Genomic DNA, 18,021 nt, shown 5'->3' on the forward strand with positions numbered 1-18,021 from the left:
GATCAATTCAGCACGCTCGATGTGGGAACCGGGCTCCGGGGCGGTCAGAGCACGAGCTCGGGCTGCAGCTTGGTCACCGTCCACACGCGCTGGCGGCGGGCGGCGAGCGTCGTCAGCCCCAGCGCGACGACGAGCACGCCGAGCAGCACGACGACGTCGCGCGTGACGGTCGCGAGGTTGCCGCCGTACAGCAGCTGGCGCAGGCCCTCGACGGCGTACGTCATGGGCATGAACTGGTGCATCGCCTTGAGCGGCTGCGGGATGGTCTGCCACGGGAACGTGCCGCCCGCGGTGACGAGCTGCACCAGCATGAGCACCAGCCCCAGGAACTGCCCGGCCGCGCCGAGCCACACGTTGAGCGCCTGCAGCACCGCGACGAACGTGCCCGAGACGAGCACCAGGAACAGCGCCGTGAGCAGCCCGTAGGACGGCTGGATGTCGAGCGCGAACTTCGTCACCGCGAACATCGCCGCCACCTGCACGACGCCGATCGCGGCCGGGGTGGCCCAGCCGCCCAGCGCGGTGGCGAGCGCCGACCGGCCCGCCGCGAGCGCCCGCGTCGACAGCGGCCGCACCAGCAGGAACAACACGTACGCGCCGATCCACGTGGCGAGCGACAGGAAGAACGGGGCGAGGCCGGCGCCGTACGTGCCCGCCGACGACAGGGAGTCGTTGCGCACCTCCAGCGGGTTGCCGATGGTCGACGCCGTGTCCTCACGCGTCTGGTCGTCGAGGTCGGGGATCTGGCCCAGCCCCTCGGCCAGCCCGTCGCGCAGGTCCTGGGTGCCGCTCTTCAGCTCCCCGGACCCGTCCGCGAGCTTCGTGGTGCCGGCGGCGAGCTCGGCGGCCCCGTCGGACACCTGGCCGGTGCCGTCGGCCAGCCGGTGCACGCCGTCGACGAGCGCGGGCGTGGCATCGGCGAGCTGCCCGGTGCCGTCGGCCAGCCGGTCCGCGCCGTCCGCCGCGGACGCGATGCCGGCGGTGAGCTGCGGCGTCGCGCCGGCCAGCGTGGACGCGCCGTCGGCCACCTGGCGGGACCCGTCGGCGAGCTGGTCGAGCTTCGTCGACGCACCCTCGACGGTCGTCACGGCCTGCTGCACGTCGGTGCGCTGGGCGTCGAGGGCACCGTCGACGTCGGCGCGCGTCGTGTCGAGCCGGTCGAGCGCCTGGGCCCGCAGGTCTTCGCACTGCGCCGCGAGGTCGGTGGCGTCGTCCGGCACCTGCGCGCAGAGGTCGGAGAGCTGTTGGTCGAGGTCCGACCGGCCCTGGTCGAGGGCGTCCGCTGCGTCGGAGCGCGCGCCGTCGAGCGTCGGCAGCACCTGCCCCGCCGCGTCCGCGGCCTCCCGGCCGTACTGCGCCACCTGCGCGTTGCCGTCGGCCACCTGGGCCGCGCCGTCGGCGAGCTGCTTCGTCTGGGCGGGCAGGTCCGCCGTCTTCGACCGCAGCTCCCCGAGCCCGGACGCGAGCTGCCCCGCACCGTCGTCGAGCTGACCGACCGCCGACGCGAGCGTGCCGACCTTGCCGTCCAGGGTCGCGGCGCCGTCAGCCGCCTGCGCCGCGCCGTCGGCGAGCGTGTGCGCACCCTCGTCCGCGTCGGCGAGACCGTCGTCCAGGCTCGTCGCCCCCTTCAACAGCTGGTTCGCGCCGTCCACCGCGTCCGCCAGGTTCGTGTGGATCGACGCGAACCCGCGCAGGAACGTGTCGGCCGCCTCCGTGCCGACCTCCTCCGCGATGGAGTCGCGCACCTTCCCGACGATCGTGTCGGAGATCGTGCCCGCGAGGTAGTTGTTCGCGTCGTTCGTGATCAGCGTCAGGCTGGCCTGCTGCGGCTCGAACTCGCCCGCCGACGCGAGGTCGGCGGAGAACGTCGGGCCGATGATCAGCGCGGCGTCGTAGCGGCCGGAGCGCACGCCCGCCTCCGCGTCCGCCTGGGACGTCTCGACCCAGCCGAACCCGCCGTCGTCGAGCAGCTGGTCGGCGACGTCGCGACCGAAGTCGCGCTCGGTCTCCTCCCCCGTCTCCGCGTCCGTGGTCGTCGTGCCTTCGTCCTGCACGACGACGGCCGCCGGCACCTGCTCGAGCTGCCCGTACGGGTCGTGGTTGGCGAACAGGTACAGCCCCGCGTACAGCGTGGGGATCAGCGCCATCGCGACGATGGCCAGCTTCGGGAGGCGCCCGGCGGCGAGCCGGCGCAGCTCGGACAGGGCGAGCCGGACCGCGGTCATCGGACCTCCTCCTGCGTGTCGTCGGCCGGCGCTGCGACCAAGGTGTCGTGGATCGGGGTGTCGAGCGGGTCGTCGATCTCCTCCTCCGCGCGCGGGTCCGGATCGGCGGACGGCTCCAGCTCGTCGGACGGTTCCTCGGGCTCCGGAGGCTCGACGTCGCCGGTTGAGCCTGTCGAAACCTCGTCCGTCGCCTGGGCAGGCTCGACCGACGGGACAGGCTCGACCGGGAGGACCGGCGTCTCGCGCAGCACGACCTGCGGCGGCTCGTGCAGCGTCGCGCCGCGCGCGGGCGGCAGGTCGACGCCCAGGTCGCGGGCGGACGACCTCGTGCACTGCACGAGCACGCCGAGGCCGGACGCGGCGAGCGTGCGCGCCGTCTCCCACCAGCCGGACGGCTCACCGCCGTGCCGGTCGGGCAGCGTCAGCACGACGAACCGCACGTCCGGGTTCTCGGCGGCCAGCGCCGCGAGCACGGCGGTCCGCACGACGCCGGGCAGCTGGTCCACCCGGCGCCCCCGCTCCTCGGTGAGCGCGCGCTCGTCGAGCCACCGCGACACGTCCCGCGGCAGGGACCGGCGCCCCGCGAGGGCGAGGCCCTCGGCGACGACGTCGGCCAGGGACAGCGCGTCGTCGGGCTCGCTGATGCCCGGCACGTCGACCACGGCGGTGCGGGCGCGCAGCGCGGACGGGGAGACGGCGGCGCCGTCGAGGCGCACGGTGCCGGACGACGGGACGAACCGCCCGGTCGCGACGAGGGCGAGGGCGGTGTGCCCGTGCCCCGGCTCGCCGGCGACGAGCAGGCACTCCCCCGTCGACCAGTCGAGGTCCGTGGCCTCCAGCATCGGCTCGCGACGCCCTTCGACCCGCACCCCGCTCAGCGTGATCTGCACCCTGCTCCCCGTCCCCCGACCCACTGTTGACTTGCGATCAACAACTGTACGGCCGGTGTTGACTGGAGGTCAATAACGTCGTACAACTGTGGCCATGACCCCCGCCGCCCCGCGCGCCCGGACGCGCCACGAGCCCTCGGACCGCCGTCGTCAGCTGCTCGCCGCGGCCACCGCGACGGCCGCGGACGACGGCCTGGACGCCCTGACCCCGGCGACGGTCGGCTCCCGCGCGGGGGCGTCGAAGGCGCTGGTGTTCCACTACTTCGGGTCGACGGCGGGGTTGCGGCGCGCGGTCGCGCTCGAGGCGGTGTCCGACCTGGAGCAGACGCTGCTGGCACCCGACGATCGTCCCCTCGCCGACCGCCCGGCGCACGCGATGACGCTGTTCCTCGGCTCCGTCACGGCGCACCGGCGCGTCTGGGAGGACATCTGGCGCGGCGCGCTGTCCGGCGACGACGTCACCGAGGACGCGCTGCAGCGCGTGCGGACGGCGCTCGTCGCACGCATGACGACGACGGCGGGCGTCATCGGCTTCACGCCCAGCGGGCGGCTGCAGCTCCTCGCGCAGGGGTGGGTCGCGCTGGTCGAGAACGTCACCGCCGCCTGGCTGGGCGGCAGCGGCATCACGCGCGACGAGCTCGAGCGCCTGCTGCTCCAGTCCCTCGTCGTCCTCGTCCCGGAGCTTCCCGAGCCCGCGCGCTCCGGCGTCCTCGCCATCGTGCGCAGCACCCCCACCGCTGGTTGACCCTGTCGAAACCCGGTCCCGGTCGTCAACAGGCTCAACCAGCGGACGGCGTCAGAGCCGCTCGGCGATGACTTCCACCAGGGCCTTGCCCTGCGTGCCCTCGAGCTGGACGGCCTGGGTGCGGCAGGAGAACCCGTCGGCCACGTACTCGGTCCCCGGCGCGGCGTCGCGCAGGGCCGGCAGCAGCGCGTTCTCGGCGACCGCGACGGACACGTCGTAGTGGCCCTTCTGCATGCCGAAGTTGCCGGCCAGGCCGCAGCAGCCGGCCAGCACGGTGATCTCGGCGCCCGCGGCGCGCAGCAGCGCCTCGTCGGCGTCGAAGCCCATCACCGAGTGCTGGTGGCAGTGCGGCTGCACGACCGCGGTGAGGTCGGACAGGTCAGGCATCTCCCAGCCCGACCCGGCGGGCGGAGCGGTCTCCGGCGAGGTGAGCAGCTCCGCGAGGGTGCGGGTGGCGTCCGCGACGGCCTGGGCGCGCGGGTCGTCCGGGAACAGGTCCAGCAGGTCGGAGCGCAGCACCGCGGTGCACGACGGCTCCAGCCCGAGGATGGGGATGCCGTTGACGGCGTACGGGCCGAGCACGGACAGCAGCTGCGAGAGCCGGCGCCGGGCGCCGTCCAGCTGGCCCGTCGAGATCCACGTGAGGCCGCAGCACGCCTGCTGGTCGGGCACGACGACGTCGTACCCCGCCTCGGTGAGCACCTTCACCGCGGCCTGCGGCACGGACGGCGCGAGGGCGTCGCTGAACGAGTCCGCCCAGAGCACCACCTTGGGCCGCGCCCCGGCGGGCCGGTCGTGCGGCGTCTGGCCGGCGCCCAGGCCCGGCACGCCGTGCGACGCCCAGCCCCGCTTCCACCAGGTGCGGAACGGGATCTCGGCGAACTGCGGCACCTGGCGCCGCGTGTCCATACCGCCCGCCCAGAGCACGGCCTTGGCGATCCACGGGACGCCGAGCACCGCGTTGACGAACCGCGGCATCCCGCCGGCGAGCCGCGCCCAGCGCGGCAGCCAGCCGAGCGCGTAGTGGTCCACGGGGCGCAGCTTCCCCTTGTACGTCCGGTGCAGCACCTCGGACTTGTACTGCGCCATGTCGACGCCCGCGGGGCAGTCCGACGAGCAGGCCTTGCAGCTCAGGCACAGGTCGAGCGACTCGCGCACCTCCGGCGCGGTCAGCCCGCCCACGAGCGTGCCGTTGACCGCCTCCTGCAGCACCCGCGCCCGCCCGCGGGTGACGTCCTTCTCGTCCTTGGTCGCCTGGTAGCTGGGGCACATGAACCCGCCGGAGGCGTGGTTGTCGGCCCGGCACTTGCCCACGCCGACGCAGCGGTGCACCGCCGTCGTGAGGTCGTGGTGGTCGTGCGCGAAGGAGAAGCCGATGTGCCCGGTCTTCTTCGCGATGCCGTGCAGCGGTCCCGAGCCGGCGAGGCCCCGCTCCCCCACGGGCACCGTCGAGAGCACCGGCTTCGCCGCCGGGCGGCGCAGGTCGGCGTCGACCGCGGCGGGACGCACGACGACGCCCGGGTTGAGCAGGTCGTCCGGGTCGAACAACGCCTTGAACCGCTCCATGAGCCGGATCGCGTCGGTCGAGTACATCAGCGGCAGCAGCTCGGAACGAGCGCGGCCGTCGCCGTGCTCACCGGACAGCGAGCCCCCGTGGTAGGCGACGAGCCGCGCGGCGTCGGTCATGAACGTGCGCAGCACCGAGCCGGACTTCTCCATCGGGATGTCGATGCGCAGGTGCACGCAGCCGTCGCCGAAGTGCCCGTACGGCAGCCCGTCGACGCCGTACCGCTCCATGAGCGCCTCGAGGTCGCGCAGGTAGGCCCCCAGGCGCTCGGGCGGGACGGCGGAGTCCTCCCAGCCCGGCCACGCCTGCTCGCCCGCGGGCGTGCGGCCCGCGAGGCCGGCGCCGTCGGCGCGGATCTGCCACATCTTGGTGGCGTCGGGGCCGGCGGGCAGCACCAGGGACGACAGGGCGGACGACGACGTCACGACGGCCGCGGCCCGGGCGCTGGCGTCCTCCTGGCTCGCGCCGCCGACCTCGATCATCAGCCAGCCCGCGCCCTCGGGCAGGGCCGGCACGGACGCCTCGCCCTTGGCCCGTCGCACGACGTCGACCAGCCGCGCGTCGAGCCCTTCGATCGCCAGCGGCTTGTGGCCCAGCAGGTGCGGCACGTCGTCCGCGGCCGACGGCATGTCGGGATAGCCGAGCACGACGAGCGTAGGCGCGGTCGGCACGGGCACCATCCGCAGCGTGGCGCCGAGCACCGTGACCAGCGTGCCCTCGGTGCCCACCAGCGCCTTGGCGAGGTCGGAGCCGTTCTCCGGCAGCAGGTGCTCCAGGGAGTACCCCGAGACCTGCCTGCCGAACCGGCCGAACTGCGTGCGGATGAGCGCGAGGTTCTCGCGCACCAGCTCCGCCAGCCCCGGCACCTGGGCGAACGTCGCGTCGCCCCGCCCCGCGGTGAAGCGCCGCCCGCGCCCGTCGACGACGTCGAGCTCCACCACGTTGTCGGCCGTGCGGCCGTAGGCCACGGCGTGCGGGCCGCACGCGTTGTTGCCGATCATCCCGCCGAGGGTCGCGCGGTTCTGCGTGGACGGGTCCGGGCCGAACCGCAGGCCGTGGGCGGCGCCGGCACGCTGCAGGGTCGACATCACCGTGCCCGGCTCGACGACGGCCGTGCCCGCCTCCGGGTCCACGGAGACCACCTGGTCCAGGTGCCGGGAGAAGTCGAGCACCGCGCCCGTGCCGACGGCGTTGCCGGCCACCGAGGTGCCCGCGCCGCGCGCCGTCACCGGGATGGAGAGCTCCCGCAGCACCTCGAGGCCGCGCACCACGTCGCGCGAGCTGCGCGGGAAGGCGACGACGTCGGGAACCACGCGGTAGTTCGACGCGTCCGTGGAGTACTCGGCCCGCCGCCGGGAGCCGGCGTCGACGTCGCCGGCGATGACGGTCCGCAGCGCGGAGACGACGGCCTCGCGGGCATCGTCGGCCGCCCGTCGGGCCGCGCTCTCCACCTCGTCACGGGTGGGCGCGACCTCCGCGCCGCCGTCCGGGGTCGGGGTCGTCGGGGTCTCGGCTGGCACGCGCCGATTCTGCCATCGGTGCCCGCGGGACGCCGACGCGTCCACGCCACCGGGGCGAAAACCCCCGGTGGTTGACAGGGTCGACCACCGGGTCAGCTGCGCTCGGCCTTCTCCTGCGCCGCCCGCACGGCCTCTGCCTCGGCCTTGCGTGCCTCACGCAGCGCCTTCCCGCGCTCACGGACCTTCTTCTGCTCCTCGCGCAGCCGCCGCTCGACGTCCTTGCGCCTGGCGGCGGCCTTCTTGACCTTCGGGTCGGAGGTGTAGCGCTGCGCGAGGGCGAGCGCCTCGGCCACGCCCGCGTCCTCCGGCACGCTCCCGGGCTGCTCCTCGGGCTCGGCGTCGCGCGCCTGCTCGCGCGCGGCGACGTAGACGGCCACGCCGTCGAGCGTGCGCTCGAGCCCCCACCCGACGTCCTCCTCGTCGTCGAAGGTGCTCGTCCCGTACGCGGCATACGTGCCGCGCTCCACGATGGGCCGCAGGTACGGGAAACGGACCTCGTCGACGAGGACGCGGAGCGTGTCCGCGAGCCCGGGGCCGACCGACGCGGCCGTGTCGGTGCCGGCGGTGTTGGCCCGCTCCAGGTCGCGGTCGAGGATCGCGGCGTTCCGCGTATAGCCGTTGAGCAGCAGGATCGTCGCGATCTTCTCGCCGTCGTCGAGCGCGGTGGAGCGCAGGGCGCGCAGCCCGGCGTCGAGGGCGCGCAGGCTCGCAGGGGTGACCGGGGCGCCCGTGACGGGGACGTCGAGCACCCACGAGTGGCGGCGGAACAGCTCGAAGGTGAACAGCGCCCACTCGCGCAGCTCGGCGCGCCAGTCCGCCGGGTCGTGCAGGGGCGGGAACTCCAGGTCGAGCACGACCTCCTGCATGAGCAGCAGCAGGTCGTCCTTGCTGGTGACGTACCGGTACAGCGACATCGTCGTGAAGCCGAGGCTCTTGGCCACGCGCGCCATGGAGACGCCCGCGAGCCCCTCCGCATCGGCGATCTCGACGGCGGCCTCGACGATGCGCTCGATGCTGAGCTCGCGGCGCGGCACCCGTTCCGGCCGCTCGGCCACGCCCCACGCGAGCGCCAGGCGCGGCGGGAGGTCGGGCACGTCCGTCCCGGGCAGGTCGGTCTCCGGCAGGTCCGTCTCCGGCGTGTCCGTCATGGGTTCATCATCCCCGAACCTCCCGCGGGTCGAGCCTGTCGAGACCATGCCGGGGTCTCGACAGGCTCGACCACCGGGGGTCTCGACGGGCTCGACCGACGGTGCGCCGCTCAGCGTGCCGTCCGACGGCGGTACAGGACGCTCCCGACGACGACGCTCGCCGCAAGGAAGCCCACCAGCCAGACGCACGCCGTGACGATCGTGCCGGCGTCGGGCGTGCCGGCCAGCAGGCCGCGCACCGTCTCGATGATCGGGGTGAACGGCTGGTTCTCGGCGAAGCCGTGCAGCCAGTCCGGCATGGTGTCGACCGGCACGAAGCCGGAGCTGAGGTACGGGACGAAGAGGAAGATCATGCTCACGGACATCGACGCCTCGACGCTCATCACCAGCCCGAACACGACGCAGAGCCAGGTGAACGTCACGACGGCGAGCACCGCGAACCCCACGAAGCCCAGCCACTGGCCGAGGTCCGCGTCGGGCCGGAACCCGTACGCGACCGACACGAGCATCACCACGACCACCGACGCCAGGTTGCGGACGACGCTCGCGATGACGTGGCCCCACAGCGCCGACGAGGAGAAGATCGGCAGCGTCTTGAACCGGTCGATCGTGCCCGTGGTCATGTCCTGGGCGACGCCCGTGGCGGCCGTGGCCGAGTTCATGCCCAGGCACATGACGAGCACGCCGGGCACGACGTAGTCGATGTAGTCGCCCCCGGTGCCACCGGAGATGGCCCCGCCGAAGACGATCACGAACGCCGACATGATGAGGACGGGCAGCGCGAACGCGGTGATGAGCCCGTCGATCGAGCGCATGGAGCGGCGGGCCTCGCGCCGGGTCATGGTGGCGATGTCGCGCAGCGGCGCGCGCACGGCCGCCGAGCGGACCGGTCCGGACGCGGTGCGCGCGGCCGGGGCCAGGGTGGTGGTCATCGCAGGGCCTCCTCGGGGGCGGGGCTGTCGGTGATGGAGGTCGCGCGGTCGGCGGCCGGGCTGCCGGTGAGCGCCAGGAAGACGTCGCCGAGGGTCGGCTTGACCACGCTGACGCCCGCGACGGCGAGACCGCTCGACTCCGCCCGGTCCAGCACGTCGCGGATCGCGCGCACGGGCTCCGCGCTCGGGAAGGTCAGGGCGAGGGCCTTCAGGTCCTCCTCCGCGGCGTCGAGGCCGGCGACGCCGAGCTCGCGCGCGGTGGCGAGGCTCGCGGCGTCGTCGAAGGTGACACGCACGTGGTCGCCCGAGACGAGGGCCTTGAGCTCCTCGGCGGTGCCGCGGGCGGCGATGGCGCCCTCGGCGAGGACGGCGATCGTGTCAGCGAGCCGGTCCGCCTCCTCGAGGTACTGCGTCGTGAGCAGGATCGTGGTGCCGTCGGCCGCGAGCCCGCGCACGACCTCCCACAGCTGGGAGCGCGACGCCGGGTCGAGGCCGGTGGTGGGCTCGTCGAGCACCAGCACGGCCGGGTCGGCGACGAGGCTGATGGCGAGGTCGAGGCGGCGGCGCATGCCGCCCGAGTAGGTGGCCACCTTGCGGCCCGCGGCCTCGGTGAGACCGAAGCGCTCGAGGAGCTCGTGCGCGCGGCGGCGCACGGCCCGCTTCGGCAGGTGCGCGAGGTCGGCCATCATGACGAGGTTCTCCTCGCCGGTCTGGAACTCGTCGACGCTCGCGTACTGGCCGGTCAGCGCGATGCTGCGGCGCACGGCCGCGGACTGCCTGACGACGTCCGCGCCGGCGATGGTCGCCGTCCCGCCGTCCGGCCGGACGAGCGTGGTGAGGATGTTGACGGTGGTGGTCTTGCCCGCACCGTTCGGCCCGAGCAGCGCGAAGATCTCGCCGCGTCGGACGGTGAGGTCGACGCCGCGCAGCACGGCGGTGCGTCCGTAGGACTTGCGCAGCCCCCGTACCGCGATCATCGGGTCGTTCATGGCCGTTCCCCTCTGGTCGGTCTGTGTATGGCATACACGAGCGTACGGCATACACGTCGTGTTGGCTATACACACCGTGTCTCGGATACACGCCCGCGCTGCACGCGCGCCACGGCGCAGCCCCGGATACGGTCGGACCGTGCGCGTCGTCGTCGTGGGAGCCAGCGGGAACGTCGGGACGGCCGTGCTGCGAGCACTGGCCCGCGAGCCCGCGGTGACCTCGATCGTCGGGGTCGCCCGGAGGGTGCCGCGCGCCGACGGCAGCAGCACCGTGGCATTCCCCCACTCCGCCGCGGAGTGGGTCCGCGTCGACCTCACCGACACCGCGGACGCCGTGGTGCGCGGTCTCGACGAGGCCTTCCTCGGCGCCGACGCCGTCGTCCACCTCGCCTGGGCGGCGCCCTCGGCCCGCGACTCCGGGCGGGCACGCCGCCTCAACCTCGACGGCTCGCGCGCCGTCGCCGACGCCGTCGTGCGCAACGGCGTGCGCCACCTGGTGCTCGGCTCCACCTCGGGCGTGTACTCCCCCGGCCCTTTGGACGGCGGGCTCGTGCGGGAGGACTGGCCGCGCCGCGGCGTGCGCACCTCGTCCTACTCGGTACAGAAGGCCGCCGTCGAGCGGATGCTCGACGAGGTGGCCGAGACCCACCCGCGGCTCGTCGTGACGCGGGTGCGCCCCGCGCTCATGCTGCAGCGGGAGGCGGGCGCCGAGCTCGGACGCTACTTCCTCGGGCCGCTCGGCACCCGCGCGCTGCGGCTCGCCGCCAGACGCGCCCCGGAGGGCGCGCTGCTGCCCGCCGTGCCCGCGCTCGACGGGCTCCGCCTGCAGGTGATGCACACCGACGACGCCGCCGACGCCTACCGCGCCGTCGTCGTCGGCCGCCACCCCGGGGCGTTCAACCTCGCCCCCGAGGGCTGGCTGACCTCGGCCGACCTCGCCGACGTGCTCTCCGGGGGCCGCGCCGTCGCCGCCTCCCCCGGCCTCGCGCGGACCGGCCTGTCGGTCGCCTCCCGGCTGCGGCTCGCCCCGATCGACGTGGGCTGGTTCGACATGGCGCGCGCCGACGTCGTCCTCGACGCCTCGCGCGCCCGCGAGCTGCTGCACTGGGCGCCCACCCACGACCCGCGCGACGTGCTGCGCGAGACCGTGGAGGGCGTCATCGCCGGCACCGGCGCCGGCTCACCGCCCCTGCTGGGCTGACTCCACCGCGCCCGACGCCCCCGACGCGGCCAGCGGTCCGCAGCCGCTGACGCGCTCACCGCACGCGAGCGCCGGGTCGATCGCCCGGACCACGACGTCGGCCGCGACGCCGAGCGCCTCGAGCTGGCGGTCGTCGAGCGCGTCCACCACCAGCCGCCGCACCTCCCGGACGTGCCCCGGGGCGGTCGCGACGAGCTTGTCCCAGCCCGCGCCGGTGAGCCGGGCCTCCATGCGCCGCCGGCCGCTCGAGCACGCGCTGCGCTCGACCAGCCCCGCGCGCTCGAGCCGCCCGACGGCGTGCGACAGGCGCGACAGGGACCCGCGGGACAGCGCGGCCAGGTCGGACATGCCGAGGGTGCGGTCGGGGGCCTCGCCGAGGGCGACCAGCACGTGGTACTCGAACAGGTTGAGCCCGGCGTCGGTGCGCAGCTGCGCGTCGAGCGTGGCGGGCAGGGTCATGAGGAGCGTGGCCACCGACGACCAGCTCCGCTGCTGGTCCTCGCTGAGCCGCGCCGGGGCGTCGGTCGATGCGGACGGCATACCTCATCCTAAAGCGACTTGAACGATCAACACGGCTGTGGGTACGGTCCGTCTTGAACATTCAAGATCGCGCGTCCGCACCAGGACCTCGACTCCCCGCACCGGAGGACCACCCATGACGCTTCTTCGTCTCGACGCCAGCATCCAGGGCGACCTGTCCGCGAGCTCCGCCCTCGCGGACACCGTCGTCGCCGAGGCCACGGCCGCCCGCCCGGGCACGACCGTCGTCATCCGGCACCTGGGCCGGGACCCGCTGCCCGCCGACGCCTGGGCGCAGGCGACCATGGCCGGGTTCGTCGCGGAGGAGGAGCGCACCCCCGAGCAGCGTGCCGCCCTCGACCTCGCCGCCGTCCTGACCGACGAGGTCCGGGCCGCGGACGCCCTCGTCCTCGCCCTGCCGCTGTACAACTACGGCGTCTCGCAGCACGCCAAGGCCTGGATCGACCTCGTCACCACCGGGGCGGGCACCGGAGTCCCCGTGCTGGAGGGCAAGCCCACCGTGCTCGTCACCACGCGCGGCGGCTCGTACGGCGAGGGCAGCCCGCGCGCCGGCTGGGACCACAACACCGACTACCTGCGGCGCATCCTCGAGGACCTGTGGCGGGCCGACCTCACCGTCGTCGAGCGCGAGTTCACCCTGGTGGGCGTGAACCCCGCCCTGGACCAGTTCGCCGACGCCGCCGCCGTCATGGCCAAGCAGGCCGAGGAGGACGCCGTCGCCGCCGGCAGGGCCCTCGCGGCCCGCTGACCTCGCCGAGGTAGTTCAGACGGACGGCGAGGTAGTCCGCACACGGACTACCTCGCCGTCGTACGGACTACCTCGCCGCTGCGCGAACTACCTCGCGGGGCTCTGAACTACCTCGGCGAGTTGCGAACTACCTCGCGCTCAGCCGTTGAAGGTGACGTCGAGCGTGATCTCGCCGACGCCCGCGAGCGCCTTCGAGACCGGGCAGCCGGCCTTCGCGGCCTCGGCGGCGGTGCGGTAGGCGTCCGCGTCGATGCCGGACGCCGAGCCCACCACGGTGAGGTGGATCTTCGAGATCTCGAGGCCACCGCCGGCCGCCGGGGTCAGCGTGACGTCGGCGGTCACGTCCGTCGCGCCGGGCGTGCCGCCCGCGTTCGCGACCTCGAGCGAGAACGCCATCGCGTAGCACGACGAGTGCGCGGCCGCGATGAGCTCCTCCGGGCTGGTGACGCCCTCCGCGGCGTCCGCCGTGCGGCGGGGGAACGAGACGTCGAACGCCCCGACGCCGGAGCTGGCGAGCTCGACCTTGCCGGCGCCGCTCTGGATGTCGCCGTTCCAGGCGGTGCGTGCGGTACGGGTGGACATAGGGAGTTCTCCTTCGTGCTCCGGGACAGGTCACGACGACCGTAACCCGCACCCGCACCGGGCGACAGCGACCTTCCAGGTGGTGGCGGTCACGTCCGGGCGGCGGGCGGCGGTGTCACCCGTACTCCTCGCGCTCCACCGGGTTCGTCCCCGTGAGCACGGCGACGAGGTCGGCCACCGACCGGCCGGCCATGGCGTCCTCGAACGAGTACTGGGGGTCGTCCTCGGCCACGCGCAACGGTTCCGTGCGCACCGTGCCCTCGAGCTCGCCGACGCCGATCGCGTCGTCGTACGGCAGCAGGGCGTCCATGCCGAGCCAGGCCCAGTGCGCGGCGCTGGGCGCGGTCGGGTCCTCGACGGCGGGACGCCAGACCAGCGCCACCACATACGTGTGCCCCACCTCGATCCGCGGCGTGTCCTCGATCGCGACGCGCGTGCGGACCCCGGCCCGGACCGTCGTCCACGGCGCCCCCGTCACGAAGCTCCCGGAGGGAGCCCGGTGCCGTGGCTCGGGGGCCGACCAGACCAGGTCGTCGACCTGCAGGGTCATGTCACGCCGGAACGAGCGCTCGCCCGGCGGGTTCCCGTCGTCGTCCTCCCGTGCCATCAGCACCTCGTCCTCGTCCACGGCCGTCACGACGACCACATGGTCGGCGTACGTCACCCAGTCCGCGGCCGTCGTGCTCGGAAAGCTCTCCTCCGCCATGGCGATCACCACGCCACCGGGCGACGCGACGTCGGTCGGCGACGCGCACGCGGCGAGCGTCGCCGCCAGCAGGACGGCAGCGACGGGCCCGCCCACCGCCCGGCTCACCGGGGCGCCGAGAAGTCCATGCCGTCGTCGGCGACGGCGACGACGGACCAGGCGTTGCCGTCGGCGTCGGACAGCTCGTAGGCGGGAACGAGGACCACCGAGCCGTCGTCCTGCGTCTGCTGCGCCAGGCCGAGCCGGGCGTCGGTGATCTCGACGTCGGAGACCGGCCAGTCGACCGGGTCGCCGGCCGCGGGCGGGGCGGGCGCGGGGGACGGCTCGTCCAGCCCGCCCTCGGTCTCGGCCTCCGCCCACATCCCCTCCTCGTCGGCGTACGCGACCGGCCAGGCGGAGCCGGAGAACCGCGGGTCGCCGAGCCGCTCGACGGCTTCGGCCGGGCTGATCACCGGGTACTCCCCGAGATCGACGGTCGCGGCGAGGAAGCCGTCCAGCCAGGCGACGCCCTTCTCCCCCACCGTCGCGCTCCACTGCGCACCGGTGCGGGTGCCGTCCACCACCTGGTAGGCGGTGACCCAGCGGCCTGGCTCGCCCTCGGCCTTCTCACCCACCTCGATCTCGAAGCCGTCGGGGTCGACGCCGAGGCTCCGCATGGCGTCGGCGAGCGCGTCGCGCGCCTCCCGGTCGCCGACCGTGGAGGTGGCCGGCTGCTCGCAGTCGGGCTCGGCCCCCTCCTCGGCGTCGCGGGCGACGGCGCCCTCGCACCGCCACGGGTCGGCGCCGGGGTCGCTGTAGCCGAACGTCGCGCTGCCGTCGGCGGACAGCCAGAGCGTCGGGCCGTCGCCGTCCCGCGGACCCACGGACCAGCCGTAGTCCCAGCGCGGCTCGCCGTCGACGTCGAGCGCCTTCGCGACCCGGGCTGCGCCCTCGCGGGTGGCGGCGTCGGTCGCGTCGAAGGCATAAGCCGCGGCCGTGCCGCCTTCCGTGGACAGTCCGTCCGCGTGGAACAGCGCGCGCCCCGACGAGTACCAGCTCGGCAGGGTCGCGTCGCCCGCCGCCGTCGACGCGGCGGCGTCGTCGCCCCCTGCGGCGCGGTCCTCCGCCGCCCCCGCGGCTGCGGAGCCCTCCGCCCCGGCGGCCGCGCGGTCGCCCTGCGGGCCACCGTTCAGCACGATCGGCGCGGCGGCACCCCCGGCGGCGTCGGCGCTCCCGGCTCCTTGCGCCGACGCCCCGCCCAGCAGGTACCCGCCCCCGCCGACGACGGCGAGCGCGGCGACCCCCGCGACCGCCAGCCACGGTGTCCGACGGCGTCGGCGAGCGGCCAGCTCGTCGCCGTCCGGAGCGGTCTCGACCTGCGCGACGAGCGGGTCGCCGTCCTCCGCCAGGCGCGCGTCGACCTTCGCCCGCAGCACGCCCGGCGACGACCCGACCCCGGCCGCCGGGTCCGCCGCACGCAGGCGCGCCAGCGGCTCGTCGTCCGGCGCCGCCCCGTCGCCTGCTCGCTCGTCGTCGTTCATCGCGCCTCCCCGGCCCTGCGGCCCCGCCGTCGCGGCGGGCGCCCTCGTCCTCGTCTGTGTGCTCAGCCCGCGTCGACTTGCGCGTCGTGGGCGTCCCACGCCGAGCGCAGCCGTGCCCTCGCGCGGGACAGCGCGGCGTCGGCTCCCCCGCGCGAGACGCCGAGCACCTGCGCCAGCTCGGCGCCACCCAGCCCCTCCCATGCGACGAGCAGGAGGATGCGCCGGTCCCGCGGCGTGAGCCGGGCGAGGACGGCGCGCACCTGGTCGTCGTCGACGGCGAGCCCGGCCGGGTCGACGTCGTCGGGCACCTCGGGCACCACGGCGACGGGCGTCGGCCGGGCCTTGCGCCGGTGGTTGGCCAGGACGAAGCCCGCCGTCCGGTAGAGCCACGGCAGCTCGGCCCCACGCGGCACGTCCGCGCGCCGACGCCACGCGGTGGCCAGCACGTCGGCGGCGAGGTCCTCCGCGTCCGCGCCCCCCGCCGGGAGCCGGCGCACGAGGTAGCGGTGCACCGCCACGGCGTGCGCGGCGAAGAGCTCGTCGAACCACGTCGCGTCGTCGACGTCGTCGGGGACGGTCACGTCCGGGTCCACCGGGCCTCCTGCGGTCCTGGGCGCGCGGGCACGCGCGCCACCCTTCGACGCGACTGTGTCGCCGTACCCCGGGGACTTGCACCCGCGCGCGCCGAGATCACCCGCAGATTCATCCCTCCGCCGTCGACGGGCGGACCTACGGTGCGGGGATGACCGTCGACACGGGCACGGCGCCCCCCGGGACGGACCCCACCACGCCGACGGTCCGCCGGCGGCGCGCCTCGCGGTGGGTGCTGCTCGGCGTGCTCGGGGTGGTGCTGGTCGCCGCCGTCTGCGGCGTGCTGCTCGTCCGCGACGCGCTCGCCGCGCGCACCGCGCTGACCCGGGCCGCTGCGCAGGTCCCCGCCGTGTCGGAGGAGCTGCGCGCCGGCGTCCGGCCCGAGGCCGACGGGTCGGCACCGGCGCGCCTGGCCGCGTCTCCCGCCCTGGCCGAGCTGCGCCTCCAGACCACGATCGCCCGCGAGTCGACCGACGGGCCGCTGTGGTGGCTCGCCGCGCGCACCCCTGTCATCGGTCCCTCGGCGGGCGCTGCGGCCGACGTCGCCGTCGTGCTCGACGACGTGACCGACGACGTGCTGCCCGCCCTCGCCGACCTCGCCGACGCCGTGGCCGCCACGAGCCGCGCGCCGGACGGCGGCCTCGACCTCGCCCCCCTGCGCGCGGCCGCACCGGGCATGGCCGCGGCGCAGCAGTCGATCACCGCCTCGCGGGCCCGGCTCGACGCCGTCGACCCGGACGCCCTCGTGCCCCAGCTGGCACAGCCCGTGGCGACGCTGCGCGACCGGGTCGACGAGCTCGCCGGCGCCGTCGCGACCGGCGACCGCGCGGCCGCCCTCGGGCCCGCGATGCTCGGCGCGGACGGGCCGCGCACCTACCTGATGCTGAGCATGAGCACGGCGGAGCTGCGCCAGGGCGGCGGCATCCCGGGCGCCATCATCCTGCTGCGCGTCGACGGCGGCCGCGTCGAGGTGGTGCGCCAGGTCGCGGCGTCCGAGGTCGGGCCGTTCCGCGCCCCCGTGCTCCCCCTGTCCGCCGACGACGAGGCCGCGTACACGGGCCGGCTCGGCATGTTCGTGCAGGACGTCACCGCCACCCCGGACTTCCCGACGTCGGCGGCGCTGGCCGCCGCGATGTGGGCGCGCGCCCAGGGCGAGGAGGTCGACGGCGTCCTGGCCACCGACCCCGTCGCGCTCGGCGGCCTCCTCGCCGCGACCGGCCCGGTGCAGGTGCCCGTGTCGCCGCAGGTCGCGCGCGCCCTCGGTCGCGACACGGTGGAGCTGACGGCCGAGAACGCCGTCGACGTGCTGCTGCGGCGCGTCTACGACGTCCTCGACCCCGACACCGCCGACGTGTTCTTCGCCGAGGCCGCCGCCGCCGTCCTCGCCCGGGCCACGGCCGACGACGTCTCGCCGGCCGTGCTGCTCGCCGGGTTGCAGCACGGGGCCGGGGAGCATCGGGTGCGCGTCTGGTCGGCCGACCCGGCGGAGCAGGCGCGGCTGACCGGCACGCTGATCGCCGGGTCGTTCGCCGCGCCGCGTGCCGCGGACGCGCTCGGCGTGTTCCTCACCGACCACGTGGCGGGAAAGATGTCGGCCTACCTGGACTCGTCGCTGCGCGTCGTCGGCACGGAGTGCACCGACGCCGGCCGGGTGGCCACGCTGGAGCTGACCCTGGCCTCCACGGCGCCCGCCGACGCGGCGACCGCGCTCCCGTCGTACGTCGCGGGGGTGCCCGGGGGCGCGAGCCCGCCCGGCACGCTCCGGCTCGGCGTCACCGTGTCCGGTCCGCGCGACGGCGCGACACCGCGCGTCGAGCGGGACGGGACGGCGGTGGGCGGCGAGGCCCGCACCACGCACGGGCGCGCCACGCAGTCGGTCACGGTGGTGCTCCGCCCCGGCGAGGACACCACGCTGCGGCTCACCGTCCCGGCCGGCCCGGGCTCGGGGCCGGGGGCCGGCGGGACGCCGTCCGGCCGGCTCGAGGTCTGGTCGACGCCGACGACGACGGCCGGCGGGCTGCTCGACGTCGAGGCGCCCGTGTGCGGGTGAATGCGCGCTCCGCCTGCGGTTTCACCCGGGTGAGACGGGGCCGCGGCGGCCTGCGCGCCGATAGCGT

Annotated in this window: 15 protein-coding genes; 4 read left to right on the forward strand and 11 right to left on the reverse strand. The window is 75.3% G+C overall.

Translation table 11 applies throughout. The annotated features are described in order from the left end of the window. Positions 1-44: 44 nt before the first annotated feature. Both B5Y66_RS03315 and B5Y66_RS03320 read right to left on the reverse strand, forming a co-directional pair. Complete coding sequence (locus tag B5Y66_RS03315) at positions 45-2,225, reverse strand: YhgE/Pip domain-containing protein (protein WP_079570901.1); 2,181 nt, start codon at positions 2,223-2,225, stop codon at positions 45-47. Further along, on the reverse strand, positions 2,222-3,115 hold the full coding sequence (locus B5Y66_RS03320) for a P-loop NTPase family protein (protein WP_079570904.1): 894 nt from the start codon (positions 3,113-3,115) through the stop codon (positions 2,222-2,224). Before B5Y66_RS03320 ends, B5Y66_RS03315 begins: the two co-directional genes overlap by 4 nt. Before the next feature lie 94 nt (positions 3,116-3,209). Between B5Y66_RS03320 and B5Y66_RS03325 the strand changes: the two genes are divergently transcribed. After that, entirely contained in the window at positions 3,210-3,860 is a 651-nt protein-coding gene (locus tag B5Y66_RS03325) for a TetR/AcrR family transcriptional regulator (protein WP_079570907.1), read from the forward strand. 51 nt (positions 3,861-3,911) lie between these two features. On the opposite strand, the gene B5Y66_RS03330 is transcribed toward B5Y66_RS03325, so the two are convergent. The 4 genes from B5Y66_RS03330 to B5Y66_RS03345 form a co-directional block, all read right to left on the reverse strand. After that, complete coding sequence (locus tag B5Y66_RS03330; RefSeq protein ID WP_245806933.1) at positions 3,912-6,878, reverse strand: FAD-binding and (Fe-S)-binding domain-containing protein; 2,967 nt, start codon at positions 6,876-6,878, stop codon at positions 3,912-3,914. A 161-nt stretch (positions 6,879-7,039) separates the two neighbouring features. Next, positions 7,040-8,095 (reverse strand): TetR/AcrR family transcriptional regulator, encoded by a 1,056-nt coding sequence (locus tag B5Y66_RS03335; RefSeq protein ID WP_079570910.1) that lies wholly within the window; start codon positions 8,093-8,095, stop codon positions 7,040-7,042. Positions 8,096-8,205: 110 nt separating this feature from the next. After that, entirely contained in the window at positions 8,206-9,027 is an 822-nt protein-coding gene (locus B5Y66_RS03340) for an ABC transporter permease (RefSeq protein ID WP_079570912.1), read from the reverse strand. Continuing rightward, complete coding sequence (locus B5Y66_RS03345) at positions 9,024-10,016, reverse strand: ATP-binding cassette domain-containing protein (protein ID WP_079570915.1); 993 nt, start codon at positions 10,014-10,016, stop codon at positions 9,024-9,026. The genes B5Y66_RS03340 and B5Y66_RS03345 overlap by 4 nt, the downstream gene beginning before the upstream one ends. 139 nt (positions 10,017-10,155) lie before the next feature. Between B5Y66_RS03345 and B5Y66_RS03350 the strand changes: the two genes are divergently transcribed. Continuing rightward, a complete protein-coding gene (locus B5Y66_RS03350) occupies positions 10,156-11,217 on the forward strand; it encodes an NAD-dependent epimerase/dehydratase family protein (protein WP_176168761.1) in 1,062 nt (353 codons plus the stop codon). Here the strand turns inward: B5Y66_RS03350 and B5Y66_RS03355 are convergent. Beyond that, entirely contained in the window at positions 11,197-11,757 is a 561-nt protein-coding gene (locus B5Y66_RS03355) for a MarR family winged helix-turn-helix transcriptional regulator (RefSeq protein WP_079570920.1), read from the reverse strand. The genes B5Y66_RS03350 and B5Y66_RS03355 overlap by 21 nt on opposite strands. Positions 11,758-11,872: 115 nt before the next feature. On the opposite strand from B5Y66_RS03355, the gene B5Y66_RS03360 reads away from it, so the two are divergent. Next, positions 11,873-12,505, forward strand: coding sequence for an FMN-dependent NADH-azoreductase (locus tag B5Y66_RS03360; RefSeq protein ID WP_079570923.1), 633 nt, complete (start codon positions 11,873-11,875; stop codon positions 12,503-12,505). A 138-nt stretch (positions 12,506-12,643) separates the two neighbouring features. Here B5Y66_RS03360 and B5Y66_RS03365 read toward each other — a convergent pair whose 3' ends face one another. From B5Y66_RS03365 to B5Y66_RS03380, 4 genes are all read right to left on the reverse strand, one after another. After that, a complete protein-coding gene (locus B5Y66_RS03365; RefSeq protein ID WP_079570925.1) occupies positions 12,644-13,087 on the reverse strand; it encodes an OsmC family peroxiredoxin in 444 nt (147 codons plus the stop codon). Positions 13,088-13,202: 115 nt separating this feature from the next. Next, positions 13,203-13,901: a hypothetical protein gene (locus B5Y66_RS03370; protein ID WP_079570928.1), complete on the reverse strand. Its 699-nt coding sequence runs from the start codon at positions 13,899-13,901 to the stop codon at positions 13,203-13,205. Next, positions 13,898-15,313, reverse strand: a complete 1,416-nt coding sequence (locus tag B5Y66_RS03375; RefSeq protein WP_079570931.1) for a hypothetical protein — start codon at positions 15,311-15,313, stop codon at positions 13,898-13,900. Before B5Y66_RS03375 ends, B5Y66_RS03370 begins: the two co-directional genes overlap by 4 nt. A 62-nt stretch (positions 15,314-15,375) precedes the next feature. Beyond that, positions 15,376-15,906: an RNA polymerase sigma factor gene (locus B5Y66_RS03380; protein WP_079570933.1), complete on the reverse strand. Its 531-nt coding sequence runs from the start codon at positions 15,904-15,906 to the stop codon at positions 15,376-15,378. A 149-nt stretch (positions 15,907-16,055) separates the two neighbouring features. Between B5Y66_RS03380 and B5Y66_RS03385 the strand changes: the two genes are divergently transcribed. Next, a complete protein-coding gene (locus B5Y66_RS03385) occupies positions 16,056-17,954 on the forward strand; it encodes a DUF4012 domain-containing protein (RefSeq protein WP_079570934.1) in 1,899 nt (632 codons plus the stop codon). The last annotated feature ends 67 nt before the right edge of the window (positions 17,955-18,021 follow it).

The sequence above is a fragment of the Krasilnikoviella flava genome (assembly GCF_900167525.1).
Lineage (GTDB): Bacteria > Actinomycetota > Actinomycetes > Actinomycetales > Cellulomonadaceae > Isoptericola > Isoptericola flavus.

Bases quoted from the DNA above. Each gene is read 5' to 3' on its own strand.
- B5Y66_RS03325 (WP_079570907.1), top strand. From the start codon at position 3,210: ATGACCCCCGCCGCCCCGCGCGCCCGGACGCGCCACGAGCCCTCGGAC.
- B5Y66_RS03345 (WP_079570915.1), bottom strand. From the start codon at position 10,016: ATGAACGACCCGATGATCGCGGTACGGGGGCTGCGCAAGTCCTACGGA.
- B5Y66_RS03385 (WP_079570934.1), top strand. From the start codon at position 16,056: ATGACCGTCGACACGGGCACGGCGCCCCCCGGGACGGACCCCACCACG.
- B5Y66_RS03315 (WP_079570901.1), bottom strand. From the start codon at position 2,225: ATGACCGCGGTCCGGCTCGCCCTGTCCGAGCTGCGCCGGCTCGCCGCC.
- B5Y66_RS03365 (WP_079570925.1), bottom strand. From the start codon at position 13,087: ATGTCCACCCGTACCGCACGCACCGCCTGGAACGGCGACATCCAGAGC.
- B5Y66_RS03360 (WP_079570923.1), top strand. From the start codon at position 11,873: ATGACGCTTCTTCGTCTCGACGCCAGCATCCAGGGCGACCTGTCCGCG.
- B5Y66_RS03355 (WP_079570920.1), bottom strand. From the start codon at position 11,757: ATGCCGTCCGCATCGACCGACGCCCCGGCGCGGCTCAGCGAGGACCAG.
- B5Y66_RS03335 (WP_079570910.1), bottom strand. From the start codon at position 8,095: ATGACGGACACGCCGGAGACGGACCTGCCGGAGACCGACCTGCCCGGG.
- B5Y66_RS03340 (WP_079570912.1), bottom strand. From the start codon at position 9,027: ATGACCACCACCCTGGCCCCGGCCGCGCGCACCGCGTCCGGACCGGTC.
- B5Y66_RS03375 (WP_079570931.1), bottom strand. From the start codon at position 15,313: ATGAACGACGACGAGCGAGCAGGCGACGGGGCGGCGCCGGACGACGAG.